Annotated in this window: 16 protein-coding genes; 9 read left to right on the top strand and 7 right to left on the bottom strand. The window is 60.2% G+C overall.

Features of this window, described 5'->3' with window-relative positions:
* Positions 1 to 47 precede the first annotated feature (47 nt).
* From msub_RS06570 to msub_RS06545, 6 genes are all read left to right on the top strand, one after another.
* Positions 48 to 1,259 carry an acyl-CoA dehydrogenase family protein gene (locus msub_RS06570; protein WP_048495273.1) on the top strand — a complete coding sequence of 404 codons (1,212 nt, stop codon included), beginning with the start codon at positions 48 to 50 and terminating at the stop codon, positions 1,257 to 1,259.
* 367 nt (positions 1,260 to 1,626) lie between these two features.
* Complete coding sequence (locus msub_RS06565; RefSeq protein ID WP_048495272.1) at positions 1,627 to 2,445, top strand: SDR family oxidoreductase; 819 nt, start codon at positions 1,627 to 1,629, stop codon at positions 2,443 to 2,445.
* Positions 2,446 to 2,486: 41 nt separating this feature from the next.
* Positions 2,487 to 3,551 carry a phosphotransferase family protein gene (locus msub_RS06560; RefSeq protein ID WP_048495271.1) on the top strand — a complete coding sequence of 355 codons (1,065 nt, stop codon included), beginning with the start codon at positions 2,487 to 2,489 and terminating at the stop codon, positions 3,549 to 3,551.
* Positions 3,551 to 4,240 (top strand): histidine phosphatase family protein, encoded by a 690-nt coding sequence (locus msub_RS06555; RefSeq protein ID WP_048495270.1) that lies wholly within the window; start codon positions 3,551 to 3,553, stop codon positions 4,238 to 4,240. Before msub_RS06560 ends, msub_RS06555 begins: the two co-directional genes overlap by 1 nt.
* A gap of 17 nt (positions 4,241 to 4,257) precedes the next feature.
* Positions 4,258 to 5,028 (top strand): SDR family oxidoreductase, encoded by a 771-nt coding sequence (locus msub_RS06550; RefSeq protein WP_048495269.1) that lies wholly within the window; start codon positions 4,258 to 4,260, stop codon positions 5,026 to 5,028.
* 241 nt (positions 5,029 to 5,269) lie between these two features.
* Positions 5,270 to 5,530: a DUF2798 domain-containing protein gene (locus tag msub_RS06545; protein ID WP_048495268.1), complete on the top strand. Its 261-nt coding sequence runs from the start codon at positions 5,270 to 5,272 to the stop codon at positions 5,528 to 5,530.
* A gap of 66 nt (positions 5,531 to 5,596) precedes the next feature.
* On the opposite strand, the gene dacB is transcribed toward msub_RS06545, so the two are convergent.
* The gene (dacB, locus tag msub_RS06540; RefSeq protein WP_082146423.1) at positions 5,597 to 7,105 is read right to left on the bottom strand and encodes a D-alanyl-D-alanine carboxypeptidase/D-alanyl-D-alanine endopeptidase; all 1,509 of its coding nucleotides are present in this window, start codon (positions 7,103 to 7,105) and stop codon (positions 5,597 to 5,599) included.
* Between the two features lie 330 nt (positions 7,106 to 7,435).
* Between dacB and msub_RS06535 the strand changes: the two genes are divergently transcribed.
* Positions 7,436 to 8,206, top strand: coding sequence for a glutathione S-transferase N-terminal domain-containing protein (locus tag msub_RS06535; protein WP_048495267.1), 771 nt, complete (start codon positions 7,436 to 7,438; stop codon positions 8,204 to 8,206).
* A 35-nt stretch (positions 8,207 to 8,241) separates the two neighbouring features.
* On the opposite strand, the gene dkgB is transcribed toward msub_RS06535, so the two are convergent.
* Positions 8,242 to 9,051, bottom strand: coding sequence for a 2,5-didehydrogluconate reductase DkgB (gene dkgB, locus msub_RS06530; protein WP_048495266.1), 810 nt, complete (start codon positions 9,049 to 9,051; stop codon positions 8,242 to 8,244).
* A gap of 119 nt (positions 9,052 to 9,170) precedes the next feature.
* Here dkgB and msub_RS06525 point away from each other — a divergent pair, with 119 nt between their 5' ends.
* Both msub_RS06525 and msub_RS06520 read left to right on the top strand, forming a co-directional pair.
* A complete protein-coding gene (locus msub_RS06525; protein ID WP_048497005.1) occupies positions 9,171 to 9,584 on the top strand; it encodes a GFA family protein in 414 nt (137 codons plus the stop codon).
* A gap of 234 nt (positions 9,585 to 9,818) precedes the next feature.
* Positions 9,819 to 11,996: a TonB-dependent siderophore receptor gene (locus msub_RS06520; protein WP_048495265.1), complete on the top strand. Its 2,178-nt coding sequence runs from the start codon at positions 9,819 to 9,821 to the stop codon at positions 11,994 to 11,996.
* A gap of 172 nt (positions 11,997 to 12,168) precedes the next feature.
* Here the strand turns inward: msub_RS06520 and msub_RS06515 are convergent, their stop codons facing one another.
* The 5 genes from msub_RS06515 to msub_RS06495 form a co-directional block, all read right to left on the bottom strand.
* The gene (locus tag msub_RS06515; RefSeq protein WP_053077938.1) at positions 12,169 to 12,963 is read right to left on the bottom strand and encodes a (2Fe-2S)-binding protein; all 795 of its coding nucleotides are present in this window, start codon (positions 12,961 to 12,963) and stop codon (positions 12,169 to 12,171) included.
* Positions 12,950 to 14,980 carry a Fe(3+)-hydroxamate ABC transporter permease FhuB gene (gene fhuB, locus msub_RS06510; protein ID WP_048495264.1) on the bottom strand — a complete coding sequence of 677 codons (2,031 nt, stop codon included), beginning with the start codon at positions 14,978 to 14,980 and terminating at the stop codon, positions 12,950 to 12,952. The genes msub_RS06515 and fhuB overlap by 14 nt, the downstream gene beginning before the upstream one ends.
* Positions 14,970 to 15,905 carry an ABC transporter substrate-binding protein gene (locus msub_RS06505; RefSeq protein ID WP_048495263.1) on the bottom strand — a complete coding sequence of 312 codons (936 nt, stop codon included), beginning with the start codon at positions 15,903 to 15,905 and terminating at the stop codon, positions 14,970 to 14,972. Before msub_RS06505 ends, fhuB begins: the two co-directional genes overlap by 11 nt.
* The gene (locus msub_RS06500) at positions 15,895 to 16,668 is read right to left on the bottom strand and encodes an ABC transporter ATP-binding protein (protein ID WP_048495262.1); all 774 of its coding nucleotides are present in this window, start codon (positions 16,666 to 16,668) and stop codon (positions 15,895 to 15,897) included. Before msub_RS06500 ends, msub_RS06505 begins: the two co-directional genes overlap by 11 nt.
* Positions 16,669 to 16,752: 84 nt before the next feature.
* Entirely contained in the window at positions 16,753 to 18,543 is a 1,791-nt protein-coding gene (locus tag msub_RS06495) for an ABC transporter ATP-binding protein (protein ID WP_048495261.1), read from the bottom strand.
* Positions 18,544 to 18,665: the final 122 nt, after the last annotated feature.

Below are 18,665 nucleotides of genomic sequence, written 5' to 3'. Positions count from 1 at the left end.
GATTATTCCGTGCACGCCACCGTGCAACTGTCAGCGAGGATACGGCGATGGATTTCAATATTTCCGAGAAAGGCCAGGATTACCTCAACCGCGTGAAGCAATTCATGAAGGATGAGATTTTTCCCATTGAGGAGCAGTACCACAGCGAGCTTCGAAGCCTGGAAAACCGCTGGGTGGTGCTGCCGGTTATCCGGGAGCTGAAGGAGAAGGCCAGGGCCGAGGGGCTCTGGAACATATTTTTCCCGGACGAGAAGTACGGGTGCGGCCTGCTGAATTCCGACTACGCCCTCATTGCCGAGGAAACCGGGCGCAGCTTTATCGCGCCGGAGATCTTCAACTGCAACGCACCGGACACCGGCAATATGGAAGTGCTGATCCACTATGGCTCGGAAGAGCAGAAAGCCGAGTGGCTGCCCCGGTTGCTCAGCGGCGAAATCCGCTCCGCCTTCTGCATGACCGAGCCGGCGGTTGCTTCTGCCGATGCCACCAATATGGAAGCCACCGCCATTGTCGAAGGCGACGAAGTGGTTCTGAACGGTCGTAAGTGGTGGAGTACCGGTATCGGACACCCGAATTGTAAAGTCGCCATCTTCATGGGCCTGACAGACCCGGATGCCCACAAGCACCGCCGTCACTCGATGGTGTTGGTGCCGCTGGATACCCCGGGCGTGAAGATTGAACGTATGCTGCCGGTATTCGGTGAATACGACGAGCCGTACGGCCATGGCGAGGTACTGTTCGACAACGTCCGCCTGCCCAGGAGCGCGTTCATCGCCGGCCCGGGTCGCGGGTTTGAGATTGCCCAGGGCCGTCTGGGGCCGGGCCGCGTGCACCACTGCATGCGGGCGATTGGCGCGGCGGAGCGCACACTGGAGCTTCTGATCAAGCGTGCCACCACTCGTGAGGCCTTCGGGCGACCGATCGCCAAGCTGGGCGGTAACCCGGACATTATTGCCAATGCCCGTATGGCCATTGAGCAGGCGCGGCTGCTGACGCTGAAATGCGCCTGGGCGCTGGACACCAAGGGCATCATGGGGGCGTTGCAGGAGGTCTCGATGATCAAGGCGGTGGTTCCGTCCATGCTGCAGACCATTGTCGATCAGGCCATTCAGATTCACGGTGGTGCCGGTGTCAGTGATGATGACTTCCCGCTCACGCAATTGTTCGCCTATGCTCGGGTTTTGCGTTTGGCCGACGGGCCTGATGAGGTTCACCGGGCCATGGTGGCTCGGCTGGAACTCCGGAAGTACAAATCCTGATCAGTATTCGACATTTGGTGCGGGGATCGGGTGGGGACAGGTTTCTGAAACACGCTCCTTGCGGCACATCCCTGTGACGCTTGGGCTCCGCCATCCATGGCTCCGCACAGTTTCAGAAACCTGTCCCCACCCGCTCCTTCAAACTTTGGAGTGGTCTGCCGGTTTTGGGGATGCAGATGCAGATCAGCTAACTCGAAAGTTCGGGAGCTGTTGCCGGGTAGGCCTTTCCAAAACCTTGCGGAGCCATGGATGGCGGAGCAGAGCGTACATGGACGTATTCACAGCGTGTTTTGGAAAGGCCTACCCGGTAGCAGCTCTTGCACCAAAAAAAGAGCAAGAACTCCAAACCTGACGGAGAAAAACAGCGATGACACAGAGAGTATTCATAACCGGCGGGGCCAGCGGCCTCGGTCGGGCGATTGCATTGCGGTACGCGAAAGAAGGCGCCAGAGTCTGTATCGGGGATATCAACCCGGAGCAGGGCGTTGGGGTTGAGAGCGAAATCAACGCGGCCGGTGGCGAGGGCTACTTTGTCGAGTGCGATGTTCGCCGCCTGACCGATTTTGAGAAAGTCCGGGACGACCTGGTGAAGAAGTGGGGTGGCGTGGATGTGGTGGTGAACAACGCCGGTGTTGCTTCTGCCGGCTCCATTGAAGACACCACCATGGCGGACTGGGAGTGGATTCTCGATATCAACGTGTTGGGTGTGGTTCGCGGCTGCAAGGCGTTCACGCCGCAGTTCAAACAGCAGGGCGCCGGGGCGTTTGTGAATGTGGCTTCCATGGCCGGGCTGATGCTGGCGCCTCTGATGGATAGCTACAATGTGACCAAGGCGGGGGTAATTGCCCTGTCCGAGACCCTGAGTCAGGAGCTTCGGGATGCCGGTATTCATGTCAGCTGTGTGTGCCCGGCGTTTTTCCAGACCAACCTGACCAGCAGCATGCGCTCGGATATTCCCGGCATCCAGCAGAATGTGAACAAACTGATGAAGCGGTCCACGGTGACGGCGGAGGACGTGGCCGAGGATATTTACCGGTCGGTAAAAGACAAAAGCTTCTGGGTATTGCCCCACGCCAAGGAGCGCCGCATGTGGATGCTGAAGCGCCATGCGCCCTGGGCGTTTGACTGGCTGATGCATCAGGAGAGCAAGCGCTGGATGAGCAAGATGGGAGGCAGTAAGGCCTGATGCCGCTGCCGGATACTGACGATTCAAGAGGAGAGTCCTGAATGACTCAGATCGACCAGGCCGTGGACATCCGGGAAGGCGAGGAGCTGGATAAAGCCGCGGTGGACCGGTTCATGAAACAGGCGATCCCGGATCTGCAAGGCGAGCCGGAAATTCGGCAGTACCCGGGTGGCGCCTCGAACCTGACCTATCAGGTGGATTACGGCGACCGGTCCTTGGTCTTGCGACGGCCGCCATTCGGCAAGATCGCCAAGTCAGCTCACGACATGTTGCGTGAGGCCAGGGTCATGCGGGCGCTCAAGCCAGTCTATCCCTACGTGCCCAACATTATCGCCATCTGCGATGACCATGATGTTCTGGGATGCGATTTCTACGTGATGGAGCGCCTCAAAGGCATCATCTTGCGCCAGGATTTTCCGAAGGATCTTGAGCTCAGCGAAGCCGATACCCGCAAGCTTTGCCTGAACGTGATCGACAAACTGGTGGATCTTCACCGGGTGGATGCCAAAGCAGCAGGGCTGGATAAACTGGGCAAGGGCGAGGGCTACGTTCAGCGCCAGATTGGCGGCTGGAGTGACCGTTTCCGCAAGTCCCGCACCGACGATGTGGGCGACTTCGAGCAGGTCATGAGCTGGCTCAACGACAAAATGCCCGACGACATTGCCCAGGTGGTGATCCACAACGATTTCCGCTTCGACAACGTGGTGCTGAACCCGGACAACCCGTTCGAGGTGATCGGCGTGCTGGACTGGGAGATGGCCACCATCGGTGATCCGCTGATGGATCTGGGTAACAGCCTGGCTTACTGGATTGAGGCGGACGATGAAGGTCCGTTCCAGATGCTGCGCCGACAACCGACCCATCGCCCGGGCATGCTCACCCGAAAGGAAGTGGTGGAGTATTACATGGAGCAGTCCGGCTTCAAGGTCGGCAATTTCGACTTCTACGAGATCTATGGCCTTTTCCGGCTGGCGGTGATCATCCAGCAGATCTATTACCGCTTCTACCATGGTCAGACCAAAGACAAGCGCTTTGCGGCCTTTGGTCACGCCGCCAATTACCTTGAGAAGCGCTGCCAGCGACTGATTGCGGAGAGCTCCCTGTAATGGCGACGATTTATCTTGTGCGCCACGGCCAGGCCAGTTTCGGCGAAGACAATTATGACCAGCTCTCGCCCCGCGGGTGGGAGCAGGGCAGGGTGCTTGGCCGCTGGCTGGCGGGCAAGGTGCAGCCCAAAGCCGTGTTTGGCGGCAATATGGAGCGCCACCGCGAGACCGTTGAAGCCATCACCAGCGGTTTCGGTGAGGCGCTGCCCGATATGCAAGCGGTCGAAGGGCTGAATGAGTTTGATCACATGCAGGTGGTTGAGCGCTTGCGGCCGGAATGGGCCGATCGGCAGCGCATGGCTTCGGATCTGGCTTCCTTCCCGAAACCTGCGAAGGCGTTTCAGCAGTCGTTCGAGAAGGCCATGGCCCGGTGGGTCAGCGGTGAGTTCGATGATGACTACACCGAAACCTGGCCGGCGTTCCGCGCTCGGGTGATTACCGCACTGGAGGAACTGATTGAGTATACCGATGGCGGCGACACGCTGGTGTCCACTTCCGGTGGGCCTATTTCAGTCATTGCCCAGCACCTGCTTGAGCTGAGTGACAGGAAAGCGCTGGAAATGAACAACGTGATTGCCAATACCAGTGTGTCCCGCGTTCTTCACTCCGGGCCCCGTCGCAGCCTGGCCGTCTTCAATAACTACAGCCACCTGGAAGCGGAAGATCCCGCCCTGGTGACATTCCGATAATGCATTGAGGTGAACGAATGAGCAGCAAAAACCTGTTTGACCTGACTGGCAAGGTTGCCCTGATAACCGGCGCCAGCCGAGGCATCGGTGAGAACATCGCCCGCACCCTGGCGGACTATGGCGCCCATGTGATAGTCAGCAGCCGGAAGATTGACGGCTGCGAAGCGGTGGCCAGCAGCATTCGTGAGGCCGGCGGCAGTGCCGAAGCCTACGCCTGCCACATTGGTGAAATGGATCAGATCGACAGCATCTGGGCCCATATCGAGCAGACCCACGGCAAGCTGGACATTCTGGTTAATAACGCGGCGGCAAACCCCTATTTCGGGCCGGTGGAGGAAACCGACCTGGGGGCGTTCAACAAAACCGTGGATGTCAACATCCGTGGCTATTTCTTCATGTGCGCCCGTGGCGCCCAGATGATGAAAAAGACCGGTGGCGGCTCGATCGTCAACGTGGCGTCTGTTAACGGCGTAAACCCGGGCCACTTCCAGGGCATCTACTCGGTCACCAAGGCCGCCGTGATTTCCATGACCAAATCCTTTGCCATGGAACTGGGCCAGCAGAAGATTCGTGTGAACGCCCTGTTGCCGGGACTGACCGATACCAAGTTTGCCAGTGCCCTGACCACCAACGAGGCCATCAAGAAACAGGCTATGGCCCACATTCCCATGAAGCGCGTGGCCGATCCCGGTGAAATGGCCGGCACCGTGCTGTACCTGGTGTCTGATGCCTCCAGTTACACCACCGGTGCCTGCATTAATGCCGACGGTGGTTACCTGACAATCTGACGGTAAAGTCGGGGTCAGATGAACTTTTCATCTGACCCCCACTTTGTGGCTCCAACTTTAACCCGCCCCTTTTGCAATTTGCTGGCAAATAAATCCCTATCGCACCGGATCTGGTAAAAAGAAGAATCGAAAAAAGGTTTCAGACTCACTATCATTCGGGCTACGTATTACTTAACCGGACCAGAGCTGGAAGACGTCAGGTCCCATCACCCGGGTACAGAACAAGCCATCAGGAAAGGCCATGAGCAAGATAAAGCTTTCACGCATACGCCAGTTGGTGTTCGGCTTTTACATGTCCGGCATTATGTCGCTACTGATGTCCGGGGTGATCACGTTCATCAACACGGGCATGGACAGCGGCTTCGCTTATCGCTGGATACCCGCTTTTCTGGTTGCCTGGGCCGTTGCCTTCCCACTGGTTACCTTCATAGCGCCCCTGGCGGGGAGGATGACGGCCTTCACCATGCGCCGGTTCGAGAACGAACATACTCCGGCAAACTGAACGGGGCTCAGTGTACCGGTGCATTGCCGGGGTGGTGCCTGGCAAGCCGTTAGCCGAAATACGGTGTTACTGGATGGTTGTTGCCTGCGTACCGGCATTGGCCTGCGAAATCGCCGTGCCTGTGGGTGGCCGGAAATGCAGGGAATACAGCACCCGGTCCAGCACCGCCTGGCCATTCCAGGCCGGATCGTTGTTGACCATCCCGACGACAGCCCAGGTGGTGTTATTGGCGTCTCGGGTGAACCCGGCAATGGAGCGGACGTTTTCAAGATAGCCGGTTTTGATCCGGCCCTCACCGGCCATGCCGGTATCGCGCAGGCGGCGGGCCATGGTTCCGTCCATGGCAATAATCGGCATGGATGTCATCAGGTCTGCAGCGTAGGGGCTGTTCCAGGCGCGCTGAAGAATTTCCGCACCCTGGCGGGCGGAGATCCGGCCATGGCGGGTGAGGCCGGCGCCGTTATCGATGACCATGCCTGCGGTGTTGATGTCTTTGCTTTCCAGCCAGTTGTAGATCACGCGGATACCGGCGACCCGGTCATCCTTCTCGCCTTCCAGCCGGTTTTCCGAACCGATGGTCAGCAGCAACTGGCGGGCCATGACGTTGCTGCTCCACTTGTTAATGTCACGAACCATGGTTACCAGGTCCGGTGAGGTGGTCTGCATCAGCAGGTGAGCGTCTTCCGGGGTGCCAGCAATCAGGTTGTTTCCGGCAATGGTAATGCCCATATCACGGAGCAGTGAGCGAACCAGGGCGGCGGTGTACTGTTCGTGGGGCAAGAGCGAGAGGTAGGTGGTGGTCCGGCACCCTTTCGGGATCTGGCCACTGACCCGCACGGTTACGCGCTGGTCTTCGTGGAAAATGGGCTGCCAGTCAAAGTTGTGACGGCTCGGGCAGGGGCCCGCCGCGGTTGATGTCACCCGGTTGTCGATGACCACGTCCTGCAACTGTGGCGTGCTCCAGGCCTGGGTGCCGCGCTCGTCGGCCCGCACTTCAAAGTGCAACAGGTTAAGGTTGGTGAGGTAGGCCGAAGGCTCCACCAGGAATGGCGCATAAGGGTTGTCGCCGTTGTCATTGAATTGCGGGAAGCCGCCGTCAACTCTGAACACGGTACCGTCCAGTACCAGGTTGCCGTCCACCCGGGCAATGCCCATGTTGCGCAAATCACGCAGTGTGCCCCACAGGCGCTCGATGGTCAGTTTGGGGTCGCCACCCAGCCGAACGTAGAGGTTACCTTTCAGGGTATCGCCCACCATCTCGCCATCGGTCAGGAAATCGGTGTCCCAACGGTAGGTCGGGCCGAGGATTTCCAGGGCTGCGTAGGTGGTGATCAGCTTCATGATGGAGCCGGGGCTCATCGCCTGGTCAGCATTGATGAACTGCTCTATGCCCGGCCCGTTCAGGGGGATGGCGGCAACACTCAGCGCGTTCTTGCTGTCCAGAGCATCGAGGGCGTAGTCACGCATCTCGTGGCTCCACAGGCCATTGCCGGTAAAGCTTTTCTCGCCGGTACCCTGGTGGTCGTCGGCCTGTGCACCGGCGCCAACCAGCGACAGAACAGCCACCGAGGCCATAAGGATGCGCCTGAAACCGGGACAGACCTTTCCTGCATTGCGCGCGCGTTGCATACCCTGAGCCACCATAATGGTCGATAAATGAGTTCTTATTGTTCCTAACATAGCCCATTCTGGCCGGCTGTACTATGCAGAAAAGCTCTACATGACGTTAAAAAATGCCAGTAGTGTCATTGTTTGTATTGAATTTTTGTGACGCCATGTAAGCGAGCCTGTTCGCAATCGAGCTAGGTGGATGAAATTTAATGTTTTTCCGGGCGGCGCCCCGGGGCCAATGGAAATTCGTCAGATTGCGTGATAATGGCGTGCGTTCCAACAAAAGGTGTTTTTATGTCCAATATGCTGTCTCACAATGTTCATGTGCTGGGTTCGGTTACCACGTCTTCGCTGACTGCGTGGCGCGGCTGCCTGGTGGTCAAGCAGGTACCCCAGCCGGAAAAGCCCATCGTGCTCTACGATATGGAGGGCTGCCCTTATTGCCGTCGCGTTCGTGAAGCCCTGACGGCACTGAATCTGGACGTTGAAATCCGCCCCTGCCCGAAAGGCGGTTCGGTATTCCGGGGCCAGGCTGAGGCTTTGGGCGGCAAGCAGCAGTTTCCCTTGCTGGCGGATCAGAATACCGGAATCGTGATGTATGAGTCCGAGGAGATCATCGGGTATCTCTTTGATCAGTATGCCGGTCGGCCTGTGCCGGCCTACTATCGCGGTAGGGTCTGGCAGCCGGTTCTTGGCTCGTTCGCTTCAGTGGCGAGCGCCATGAGGGGGTTAAGGGTGAGCCCCGGGAAGCGCCCGGAGCAGCCTTTGCACCTGTGGAGTTTTGAGGGCAGCCCCTTTTCCCGGCTGGTGCGGGAACGGCTGTGTGAACTTGAGATTCCGTACACACTGCATAATCTGGGCAAGGAGCACTGGACAGAAATCGGGCCGGCAAAGCAACGCCTCAAGCCGGGGCCCTATACGCCGATTCCCGGGGGCAAGCGGGATGCGTTTTTCCAGGTGCACAAGCGCGTCCAGGTGCCCTATCTGGAAGACCCGAACACCGGTGAGGGATTATTCGAGTCTGCCCGCATTCTCGGGTACCTCAACCGACATTACGGGGGCTGAGGTCTCCGGCAGCATTCCCTTGGCCCCTTGCTGGCTCAGTCCCAGGCGGGGGCAAAATCCGGGCTGGCGATCCGGTCGTTGCGGTCGAGAGCGTCAATAGCGCGGATTTCTTCTTCACTCAGTTGGATATCCAGGGCATCAAGATTGGCCTTCTGGTGGGCCGGGCGAGTGGAGGAAGGAATCGGAACCACCCCTCGAGAGGCTACCCATGCAATGGCAATTTGTGCCGGAGTGGCATTACGCTCTTGGGCAATGCGTTGAAGGGTTTCGTCGTCCATTACCTTGCCGACGGCAAGAGGCATGTAACCGGTCACGGTAATACCAAGCTTCTGTGCATGCTCCACGACTTTGCGGTTGGCCAGAAATGGATGGACCTCCACCTGGTTGGTAAAGATGGCGTCATCCCCAAGAATGTCTTTGGCCTTGTCCATCTGGGCACAGGTAAAGTTGGAGATGCCAATATGTTCGACCAGCCCCTCTTTCTGCGCATCCCGCAGGGCGCCAAGGTACTCTGCCATGGGAACTTCGTCGTCCGGCGATGGCCAGTGAATGAGTGCCAGATCGACATGGTCGGTCTTCAGGCGCGCCAGGCTGTCGTGCAGGCTGTTGATGAGGTCGCTGGCGTGGAGCTGGTCGTGCCAGATCTTGGTGGTGACAAAAATCTCGCGGCGCGGAATGCCGCTGGAGGTAATGCCATCGCCAACTTCCGCTTCATTGCCGTACATCTGTGCGGTATCGATATGGCGATAACCGAGAGACAGGGCACTCTTAACGGCGTCCCGGGCATCGTTGCCCTTGAGCCGGAAAGTTCCCATACCGATCTTTGGAAGTGCGCTGAATGACATACTGTCCTCCTTTGCGAATCGTGTGTCTTTAAAGTGGTGCCGGCACGCTGGTTCTTCAAGTGGCCCACGGGTATCATCGGCGCGTGAAATCCGAGAACCGCAACAACGAGGCCAAGACAATGTATACCGGCCATTGCCTGTGTGGCGACATCCGTTTTGAATACGATGGCACTCTCGGCCCGGTTGCCCTGTGCCATTGCGGCCAGTGCCGCCGGGCCCACGGCAGTGCTTTTTCGGCCAGTGCGCCGGTCCAGAAGGTGCGGTTCCGCTTCGTCTCCGGCGAAGACTGCATTACCGAGTTTGAATCCCGTCCCGGCAAGTTCCGGGCCTTCTGCCGTCGCTGTGGCAGCCAGCTCTACAGCCGCGTGGATGCCATTCCCGGCATTCTCCGCCTGCGGGTGGGGTGGATCAACGAACCCCTCGGAAAAGGGGCGGCCCAACATGTTTTTGCCGGCTCCAAATCCGACTGGTTCGAGATTACCGACGACTTGCCACAATTCGAGAAAACCGAGCGCACCAACGATCCTCACTGAACCAGCCTGTCTCTGTTACCCGCTACTTGTTACCCATTAGCCATGCAGGCATGGCAGCCCCGGTTCGTCCTCGCCAAGCGGGACACTGGTTGATGGCTGAGAATGGCCCTATGCATTCATAGGGCACGAGAAACCTCCGTAATTGTCTTTTCAGTATTTCAAATCAAAATCATTCGCATTAAGATGTGCGAGTGATGACTGGATGCTGTATCAATTCATAAAACGGAGAAGACGATGTCCCCGAATCCGGAACCCCTGTTCCGCCGCAAGGCGCTGTTTACTGCAATCCTGTGTGTGACCCTGCCTGCTGTAGCCGCGGCGCAGGACAGCGAGCCCACAATTCTTGAGGTGCTGGATGTGTCGGCAGAGCGTGGCCCGGTCTCCTCTGAGGCTACCGGCAGCTACACCGGTGGCGCAACGACAACCTCCATGAAGATGGCACTCGGCCACCGGGAAACGCCCCAGGCGGTGACCGTGGTGACCCGCGAGCAGATAGATGATTTTGCCCTCAATGACATTAACGACGTTCTGGAGGGGACAACCGGGGTAACCGTGGAATCGGTAGAGACCGACCGCACCTACTACACCGCCCGAGGTTTTGAGATCAACAACTTCCAGTACGACGGCGTCGGCCTGCCGGCGGTGTACGACAACGTACAGGGCGAGCTGGATACGGCTTTCTTTGACCGGATTGAGGTGGTGCGGGGTGCCAACGGCCTGATGGCCGGCTCCGGCAATCCGGCGGCTACCGTCAATTTCATTCGCAAAAGGCCGACCGAAGAAACCAGTGCCTCCGTGGCGGTTACGGGTGGCTCTTGGGGCAGGAAACGCATTGTCGGGGATGTCTCCGGCGCAGTTTCCGAATCCGGCGCGGTGCGTGCCCGGGTCGTGGCCGGTTACGAGGATAAAAACTCGTACCTGGACCGCTACAGCAATGAAAAGCAGATGTTCTATGGGGTGCTTGAGGCAGATCTGACCGATACCACCCTGTTGACCCTGGGCCACGCCATCCAGACTTCCGATACTGACAGCCCGCTATGGGGGGCGCTACCGCTGTTCTATACCGATGGCACCGCAACCGACTTTGCCCGGTCCACCAGTACCGCGTCGGACTGGTCCTATTGGGACAACACCCGCCAGAACAGTTTTGTGGAGCTGCAACAGGCGCTGGCGGGTGGATGGCGTGCCAAAGGCTCGGTATTGCGGCTGGAAAAGGACAGCGACTCAGAGTTGTTCTACCAGTACGGGACCCCGGACCCGCAGACCGGCGAAGGCCTGATGGCCTACCCGAGTCAGTATGATCTGGATATCGAGCAGTGGGTGGCTGACGTCTATGCCACCGGCCCCTTCATCCTCGCCAACCGGACTCACGAACTAGTAATTGGGGCCACCTGGTCGCGCTCCGAGACGGTGGACGAATCCCGCTATGGCCAGGGCATCGGCAACCCGCTGCCGCCTCTGACTCAATGGGATGGCAACTATCCCAGGCCGGCCTTTGACAACGGCGTTGCCGGCTCGGACTGGACCGATCGTGAAACCGCAACCTACGCCGCTGCCCGCTGGACCCTGACCGACAGCCTGACCGCCATTACCGGTCTCCGCCTTACCTGGCTCGAAAGCAAGGGCACCAGTTACGGGGCCGCCAGGAACACCCGTTACCACGCGGTGGAAACGCCCTATGCAGGGCTGATTTACGATCTCAACAGGGATCACTCCGTGTACGTCAGTTACACCGAGATATTCACCCCGCAAACTGAAGTGGACATCAACCGGGATCGCCTGGACCCGATCGACGGGGTGAACTACGAGCTGGGACTCAAGAGCGAATTCCTGGCCGACCGGGTCAATACCACGGTGGCCCTGTTCCGGACCGAGCAGCAGAACGTCGCCGAGGTGGCCGGAACCTTCTCCGGCACCCAGGATGCCTATTACCGCGGCATGGATGGCATTCAGAGTGAGGGTGTTGAGCTGGAGTTCGTTGGTGAGGTCACTGATCGTATCCAGCTGTTTGCCGGCTATACCTACGTGAATATTGAAGATGCGGAAGGTGACCCCGCGAAACCCTTTGTGCCGGAACATCTGGCCCAGTTGCGAGGAACCTGGGAAGTGCCTGGCATTGAGGGTCTTGAGGTTGGCAGTGAAATTCGCTGGCAGTCATCCATTACTCAGGAACAGGGCGTTGCCACCACCGGGCCCAATGCCGGGAGCATCATAATCACCGAACAGGAGAGCTATGCCATCGTTGACCTGATGGCCAGCTACGATTTCGCGCGCCACTGGAACGCCACGCTGAACGTGAACAATGTGACGGACGAAAAATACATCGAGAGCCTCAAGAAGTTTGGCACCTCCGCCCAGGGTTTCTACGGAGAGCCGGCGAACGCCAGCCTGACAGTGTCCTGGGTCTACTGACCGGAAAGGTGAGGGCGGGAACCATCCCCGCCCTTTTTATTCGATATAAATGGGGAGAAAATGGAATGACACCCGAGCAGGAAATGATTGAAGGATTGAAACTGGCCGCTGGCGCCGGAGCGTTTATAGGACTGGTGGCCATAGGCCTGGCTCTGGGTTCCGCCTTTGGCGCCTAGGTACTCGCTCGCTGATGTGTGAGAGCCGCCAGGCGCTCCTTGCGATAAACGCCACAGGTGCCGCAGTAACCGCCCGCTGGTAGCAGGTATTTCAGGCAGCAGCCCTTGCGCTGTGGGATGGCCGCCCTTTGCCCACTGAACACCGCCGGAATCCAGTCAATGAACTGGCTGGCCTCACTGCCAGACTCGTCAAGCCAGCGCTGGGCCAGATCGCAGAGTGCGTCCGGCTCCGCCAGGTTCCAGACCGCCGAAAACGGGGCCCCTAGCCCCAGCCCGATGCTGCTCCAGTAGGCGCCGGGGCTGACTCTGAACGATTTACGGAAAACCGGATACCAGTCTGAAGCCAGGCGCGCCAGAGATCGGATAAACCTGGTCTCATCCACAGGGTCGCCGTTCGCCACATGAAACCACCGCGCAGAGGCCTGTACCCCCTGCCCAGGGGGCGCGAGGAATATGCTCGCGGGGTCTGGCAAGTGAGACCGGCCGTGCAGGAACAGGCGCAGGGTGAGCGGGGCAATAACGCTCAAGGCCAGATCCTGCTGAAGTACGGAAAGCTGTGCCCTGAGGGCGCTGGCATCGCCGGCGTGCGGGTAATCCCGGGCCACCTGATCGATCAGCAGTGCCGGCTGATCCAGACATTGCGCCAGAGAAAAGAGTGCCTGCTGTTCGCCGGAGGCCGGCGCGAGCGCCCGGGCAAGAACCGCGGCCCGGTCCAGCCCGGAGGCCTGCAGCAGGCGGGCATAGCGTTCCGGCCAGGTATCCGGGCATTGGGTGGTGTCAGGCGCGGCCATGGCGGCTCAGCCCCCAGAGAAAATACACCCCGCCCACCAGGGCCGCCAGCAGGCCGGCCGGCAACTGGTTGGGGTAGATCACAATCCGGGACAGGTAATCCGCCAGGCCCAGCAGCAGCCCGCCGGCCAGTGCCGCGACAATCAGTTGCCGGCCAACGGTATGCTGGCCCAATACCCGGGCCAGGTGCGGCGCGATCAGACCGACAAAACTCAGCGGCCCGATCACCACAGTAGCCGAGGCGGTCAGCAGTGCTGCCAGCAATAACAGCGCAAGGCGCATCCTTGCCACCGGCAACCCCAGGGCCCTTGCAGACGTTTCGCCCAGGGGAAGAATGGTCAGCGGGCGAACAACCATCAGCAGCGTGGCGGCAATCAGCAGGATCAACGCCAGCAACGCGAGGGCCTCATTTTCAGACACCAGCCAGGTTGAGCCGTACATCCAGTTGAGCAGTTGCGAGGCCACGGCGCCGCCGGAAGCCATCACCAGGCGCAGGCCGGCGTCCATGAACACATACAGCGCCAGGCCGCCAAGCAGCAGTTGGTTGCCGGCGAAGTTGTGTTTCCGCGCCAGCAGGATCAGCAGGCCCAGTGCTGCGGCCGCGCCCAGGGTGGCGCCCCCCAATTGCCCGGCCCGGCCAATATCGGCTCCGGATAGCACGATCAGCACCATCACGACAGCCGCACCGCCACTGATGCCAAGCATCTCCGGGCTGGCCATGGCATTGCCGGTCATCCTCTGGATGAGCGTGCCGGCGAGACCCAGCGCCATGCCAGCGAGTACGGCCGCGAGCAATCGCGGGCCGCGCCAGACCCAGGCATCGTCCCAGTGTGACATTCCGGTCCAGTTCCAGCCCTCAAGGCCAGGCGACCAGCCCATGGACACCACCGTGGTGATGACCACTAGCAGGGCAAGGACACCCACCCGGGTCATCATTGGGCGCCTTTCTGGCAGAAATGCGCCCGGGTTGGCTTCCTGACCGGGCATATGGTGGGTGTTTTTGAACCCTTGAAGAGCCAGCAAGATAATCGGTCCGCCGATCAGGGCGGTGGTGGTGCCGGTTGGAACCAGGGAACCGTCGCCCCAGGTGGAGGCCCAGTGGGCCAGGGTATCGGCGAGCAGTAGCAGGCCGCCGCCGAGCAGGCTGCTCCAGAGCAGGCGGGCGGCCAGGGTTCGGGCGCCGAGCAGGCGGGCCAGTACCGGGGCTGCCAGGCCAACGAAGGCTACCACACCAACCCGGCTCACCACCGTGGCGGTCATCAGCACCACCAGTAGCAGTGCCAGCATGCGGATAAGCCCTACCTTTGCTCCCAGGGCGCTGGCAGAGGTCTGCCCCAGTTGCAGTACCTGAAGCGGTCGCATCAGCAACAGCATCAGGCCGCCAAGCACCGTGACCCTGGGCCAGAGTTCCACAAAGGGGTGCCAGTTATTCTGCACCAGAGAGCCGGCGCCCCAGATAAACAGATTGCCCAGCCATTCGCCCTTGAGCAACAGAAACGCCATATTCATGGCGCCAAGGAAGAAGGTGATCACCAGGCCGGCCAGAATGACGGTGACCGGCGAAAAGCCGAGTCGCCAGGTGAGGGCGAGCACCAGGCCGATCGCCAGCAAGCCCCCGGCCACCGCAGCCAGATCGGGGCTGAAGGCCAGTAGCCCTGGGAAAAACAGGGTGGTGACGGTAATGCCGAACTGGCCGCCGGCCTCCACACCCAGGGTAGTCGGAGACGCCAGGGGGTTGCCCAGAATCTGCTGGGTCACCGCCCCGGCAAGGCCAAGCCCGCAGCCAATCAGCATTGCCATGGCAACCCGGGGGGCCCAGCTGTAATGGGCAAGAACCGAGGCGTAGTCTTCAGCGTCGAAGGCCCAGAACGACGTTATCAGGGCAACGGGGTCCAGCTCGCCAAACCAGGGTGCGGCGCTGGCTATCAGGGCCCCGAACCAGAGCAATGCAGCGGCCACCGGTAGCCTGGCGGGAAGCGCCGGCTGGCGGGCATTTACCGGAGCTGATTCAGCGTACATTGTCGGAGCCTTCAGCCAGCAGGCTGTCGGCGAGTAATATCGCCAGACGCTTGACGGGATAGACGCCACCGAAAGGCCAGACCGGTTCGATCCGGTAGACCTGTTGCCGTTTCACCGCTGGCAGATAAGTCCAGAACGGACTGCTGGCGAGGGTGGCGGCAAGCCCGGGCGGGGTGGGGGCGATAGCCACAATCCGGCTGTTATATAAGGGCGCGATGGCCTCCAACCCCACCACGGAAAAGCCCCAGTAGTTACCTTCGTGGGGCCAGGCATTGTCCAGCCCCAGGGCATCGAGGGTAGTCTGGAACAGCCCGTTTTTTGCGTAGATACGAACGTGGCGGTCATCCAGGAAATTCACCAGGGCGACAGGCCGGCCGGTAAGCCCGGCGCTTTCAAGACGCTGGCGCTGGGTTGTCAGAGTCTGCTCAATATCGCGCAGAACAGCCTCGGCCCGGGCTTCACGATCCAGCATCCGGCCGAGGGTGAGCAACATGTCACGGGCTTTTTTGAAGGGCCGGGCGCCTTCCTTGTAAACGCTGACAACGTAGGTCGGGGCGATGCGCTGCAGCAAATCGGCGGCCGGCGCCATCTCGGAGCTGGAGACAATCAGGTCCGGCTTGAGCTGGGCGATAGCCTCGAGGCTCGGGGCAACGCGAGTCCCGATATTGGCGACGTCTTCAGGCAGTTCCGGCTCCTTCACCCACACCCTGTAACCGTCCCGGTCGGCAACGCCGACGGGTGTCACGCCCAATAGCAACAGGGCTTCGGTTGCCGCCCAGTTGAGCGCAACCACTCGCTGGGGCGTGGTCTCGAGGGTGAGGCTGCCCTGTTCGTGCTGCCAGGTTCCGGCGTTGGCGAGCACAGGGAACAGGCCGATCAATGCAGCCAGCCAGCAAAGGTGCAGGGAACAGCGGTTAGTGAACATAGGAAACCCACTGCCCGGGGGCCCGCTCCATTACCCCCATGGGTACGCCATAGATGGTTTCGAGAATGCCGGTGTCCATGATTTCCCGGGGGCTGCCATCGGCGACCAGTTGGCCGGATTTCAGGGCTACCAGGCGATCGCAGAAACGGGCGGCAAGATCGACATCGTGCAATACGACGATCACCGTCAATGCCCGGTCCTCAGCAAGGCGATGCACCAGCCGCAGGGTTTCCACCTGATGCTTTACGTCCAGTGCGGAGATGGGTTCGTCCAGCAGCAGGCAGCGGGTCTGCTGGGCCAGCAGCATGGCAATCCAGGCGCGCTGGCGTTCACCACCGGAGAGGGTGTCTACCGAACGGTGACGGAACAGGCGAAGCCCTGTGTCGTCGATCGCCTGGTCTATCAGCCGGTGATCTTCCTCGTTGTAACGGCCCAGGGGGCCGCGCCACGGATAGCGCCCGAGGGCGACCAGTTCCCGAACCGTCAGGCCATCGGTACCCGGTGGGTGCTGGGGCAGGTAACCGACGTTGCGGGCAAACTCGCGGGTTCCGGTATGGCGAAAGGCTTTGCCCAGCAGGCTTACCTCACCGGATGAAGCCGCGAGCTGGCGAGCCAGAACTTTCAGCAGTGTCGATTTGCCCGACCCGTTATGGCCCAGCAGTGCGGTGACTTCACCCTCGCGAAACCCGAGGTTTACATTGCGAAGAATGGCCGTGCTACCGATGGATACGTTCAGGCTGGATACGTTGAAGAAGGCAGACATGCAGGCTCCCAAAAGGCTCAGGGCCTGCAGGATAATCTAAATGCAAATCACTATCAATAATAATTGGGTGCCGGGCCGAATAGCTCAGACCTGGCCCGTCTGAACCCGCCACTGGGCGGCATAGGCGCCGTTTTCGTCGAGCAGTGCCTGGTGGTTTCCGATTTCCACCACCCGGCCGGCGTCGACCACGGCAATGGTGTCGGCATCCACGATGGTGGAAAGCCGGTGGGCAATCATGATCACCGTTCGGTTGTGGCCGATCCGCCTCAGCGAGCGCTGGATGGCGGCCTCGGTCTCGTTGTCCACGGCGCTGGTGGCTTCGTCCAGCACCAGAATCGGCGGGTTCTTCAACAGGGCCCGGGCCAGGGACAGCCGCTGGCGCTGGCCCCCGGATAGCCGGATGCCCCGTTCGCCGACCGGTGTTGCCAGGCCGGCCGGCAGGGCTTCGATAAAGGACCAGGCTTCGGCGGTTTTCGCGGCTTCCATGATCTCGGTGTCCGAGGCATCCGGCTTGCCGTAGGCCAGGTTCTCGCGAATGCTGCCTTCGAACAGGTAAACATCCTGGCTGACCAGCCCGATAGCACTGCGGAGGGAGTTCAGGCTGATAGCGCGGATGGGCTGGCCGTCGATCCGGATTTCCCCGTGGCTGGGGTCGTAAAACCGCAGCAGTAACTTGATCAGTGTTGATTTTCCCGAGCCGGTCGCGCCGACCAGAGCCAGGGTATGTCCAGCCGGCACAGTGAGGCTGATATCCCGTATGCCGGCGCCGCTGGATGGATAGTGAAAGCTTACTTTGTCCAGCTCCACCGTGCCTTTCACCGGTGCTTGCAGTTGTTTTCCGGCGGCGTCCCGCACGTGCACGGGCTCGGAAAGAAGGTCGAGGATTCGCCGGGTACTGGCCATGGCCCGTTCGAACAGATCGATAACTTCGGCAAGGCCGGTCAGGGGCCAGAGCAGCCGCTGGGTAAGGAATACCAGTACGCCATAGGCCCCGACATTCAGGGAGCCTTCGAGTGCCATCATGCCACCCACGGTAAAGGTGGCCAGGAAACCGGCCAGGATCGCCATTCGAATCACCGGAATAAAGGCAGAGCTGATACGGATGGCCCGGCGGTTAGCCTCGACATAGGCCTCGCTGCTTTCCCTGAGGCGTGCCGCTTCCCGCTGTTCGGCGGTGAAGCTCTTGATAGTGGCGATGCCGCCCAGGTTGTTGGCCAGCCGGCTGGAGAGATCCCCCACTTTTTCCCGCACATCGGCGTAAAGCGGGCCGGCCTTGCGCTGGAAATAAAAGGCGCCCCAGATAATCAGCGGGATCGGGGTGAATGCCAGCACGGCAATCAGCGGGGAAAGCACGAAGAACACCGCCCCCACGGCCACCACCGTGACCAGCACCTGGATCATGGCATTGGCGCCACCGTCGAGGAAGCGTTCAAGCTGGTTTACGTCGTCGTTCATGGTGGCCACTAGCTGGCCGGAACTGCGGGCCTCGAAGAAGCTCATGTCGAGGCGCTGGGCATGCTCGTAGGCGTCCTGCCGCAAGTCCGACTGCAGCCGCTGCGCAAGGTTGCGCCAGAGGATCTGGAACAGGTACTCGAACACCGATTCGCCGGCCCAGATGAAGAAGGTGAGTACCGCCAGAATGGTGATCTGCTGCTGGGCAGTTTCAAACCCCAGGCCGGCCACAAAGCTCTCTTCCTGGTTGACCACCACATCGATCGCGACACCGATAAGAATTTCCGGTGCGATATCGAAAAGCTTGTTGATGATGGAACAGGTGGCGGCGGCGATGATCTGCCGGCGGTATCCGCGGGCGTAACGCAGAAGACGTGCCAGGGCGGAAAAGCTGCTGGCGTTAGTGGGATGTTCGCTTGGCATGGGGCGCTCTTGATGGTGATCGTGGCGTTGGCCTTGGGGGCAAGGCCGTCAGCAAGAACGCAAAGGGTAGCGGCTTATTGAGGGAATTAAAAGAGAATCATTATCATAAAGAAGCCCCGCTC

Source organism: Marinobacter subterrani, assembly GCF_001045555.1.
GTDB lineage: Bacteria > Pseudomonadota > Gammaproteobacteria > Pseudomonadales > Oleiphilaceae > Marinobacter > Marinobacter subterrani.
This window is presented reverse-complemented; position numbering and strand designations above follow the sequence as displayed.

What these genes read in the sequence shown, in the direction of transcription:
- fhuB (WP_048495264.1), bottom strand. Translation starts at nt 14,980, where the DNA reads ATGTACGCTGAATCAGCTCCGGTAAATGCCCGCCAGCCGGCGCTTCCC.
- msub_RS06550 (WP_048495269.1), top strand. Translation starts at nt 4,258, where the DNA reads ATGAGCAGCAAAAACCTGTTTGACCTGACTGGCAAGGTTGCCCTGATA.
- msub_RS06570 (WP_048495273.1), top strand. Translation starts at nt 48, where the DNA reads ATGGATTTCAATATTTCCGAGAAAGGCCAGGATTACCTCAACCGCGTG.
- msub_RS06535 (WP_048495267.1), top strand. Translation starts at nt 7,436, where the DNA reads ATGTCCAATATGCTGTCTCACAATGTTCATGTGCTGGGTTCGGTTACC.
- msub_RS06495 (WP_048495261.1), bottom strand. Translation starts at nt 18,543, where the DNA reads ATGCCAAGCGAACATCCCACTAACGCCAGCAGCTTTTCCGCCCTGGCA.
- msub_RS06520 (WP_048495265.1), top strand. Translation starts at nt 9,819, where the DNA reads ATGTCCCCGAATCCGGAACCCCTGTTCCGCCGCAAGGCGCTGTTTACT.
- msub_RS06565 (WP_048495272.1), top strand. Translation starts at nt 1,627, where the DNA reads ATGACACAGAGAGTATTCATAACCGGCGGGGCCAGCGGCCTCGGTCGG.
- msub_RS06560 (WP_048495271.1), top strand. Translation starts at nt 2,487, where the DNA reads ATGACTCAGATCGACCAGGCCGTGGACATCCGGGAAGGCGAGGAGCTG.
- dkgB (WP_048495266.1), bottom strand. Translation starts at nt 9,051, where the DNA reads ATGTCATTCAGCGCACTTCCAAAGATCGGTATGGGAACTTTCCGGCTC.
- msub_RS06505 (WP_048495263.1), bottom strand. Translation starts at nt 15,905, where the DNA reads ATGTTCACTAACCGCTGTTCCCTGCACCTTTGCTGGCTGGCTGCATTG.
- msub_RS06515 (WP_053077938.1), bottom strand. Translation starts at nt 12,963, where the DNA reads ATGGCCGCGCCTGACACCACCCAATGCCCGGATACCTGGCCGGAACGC.
- msub_RS06500 (WP_048495262.1), bottom strand. Translation starts at nt 16,668, where the DNA reads ATGTCTGCCTTCTTCAACGTATCCAGCCTGAACGTATCCATCGGTAGC.
- msub_RS06545 (WP_048495268.1), top strand. Translation starts at nt 5,270, where the DNA reads ATGAGCAAGATAAAGCTTTCACGCATACGCCAGTTGGTGTTCGGCTTT.
- msub_RS06525 (WP_048497005.1), top strand. Translation starts at nt 9,171, where the DNA reads ATGTATACCGGCCATTGCCTGTGTGGCGACATCCGTTTTGAATACGAT.
- dacB (WP_082146423.1), bottom strand. Translation starts at nt 7,105, where the DNA reads ATGGCCTCGGTGGCTGTTCTGTCGCTGGTTGGCGCCGGTGCACAGGCC.
- msub_RS06555 (WP_048495270.1), top strand. Translation starts at nt 3,551, where the DNA reads ATGGCGACGATTTATCTTGTGCGCCACGGCCAGGCCAGTTTCGGCGAA.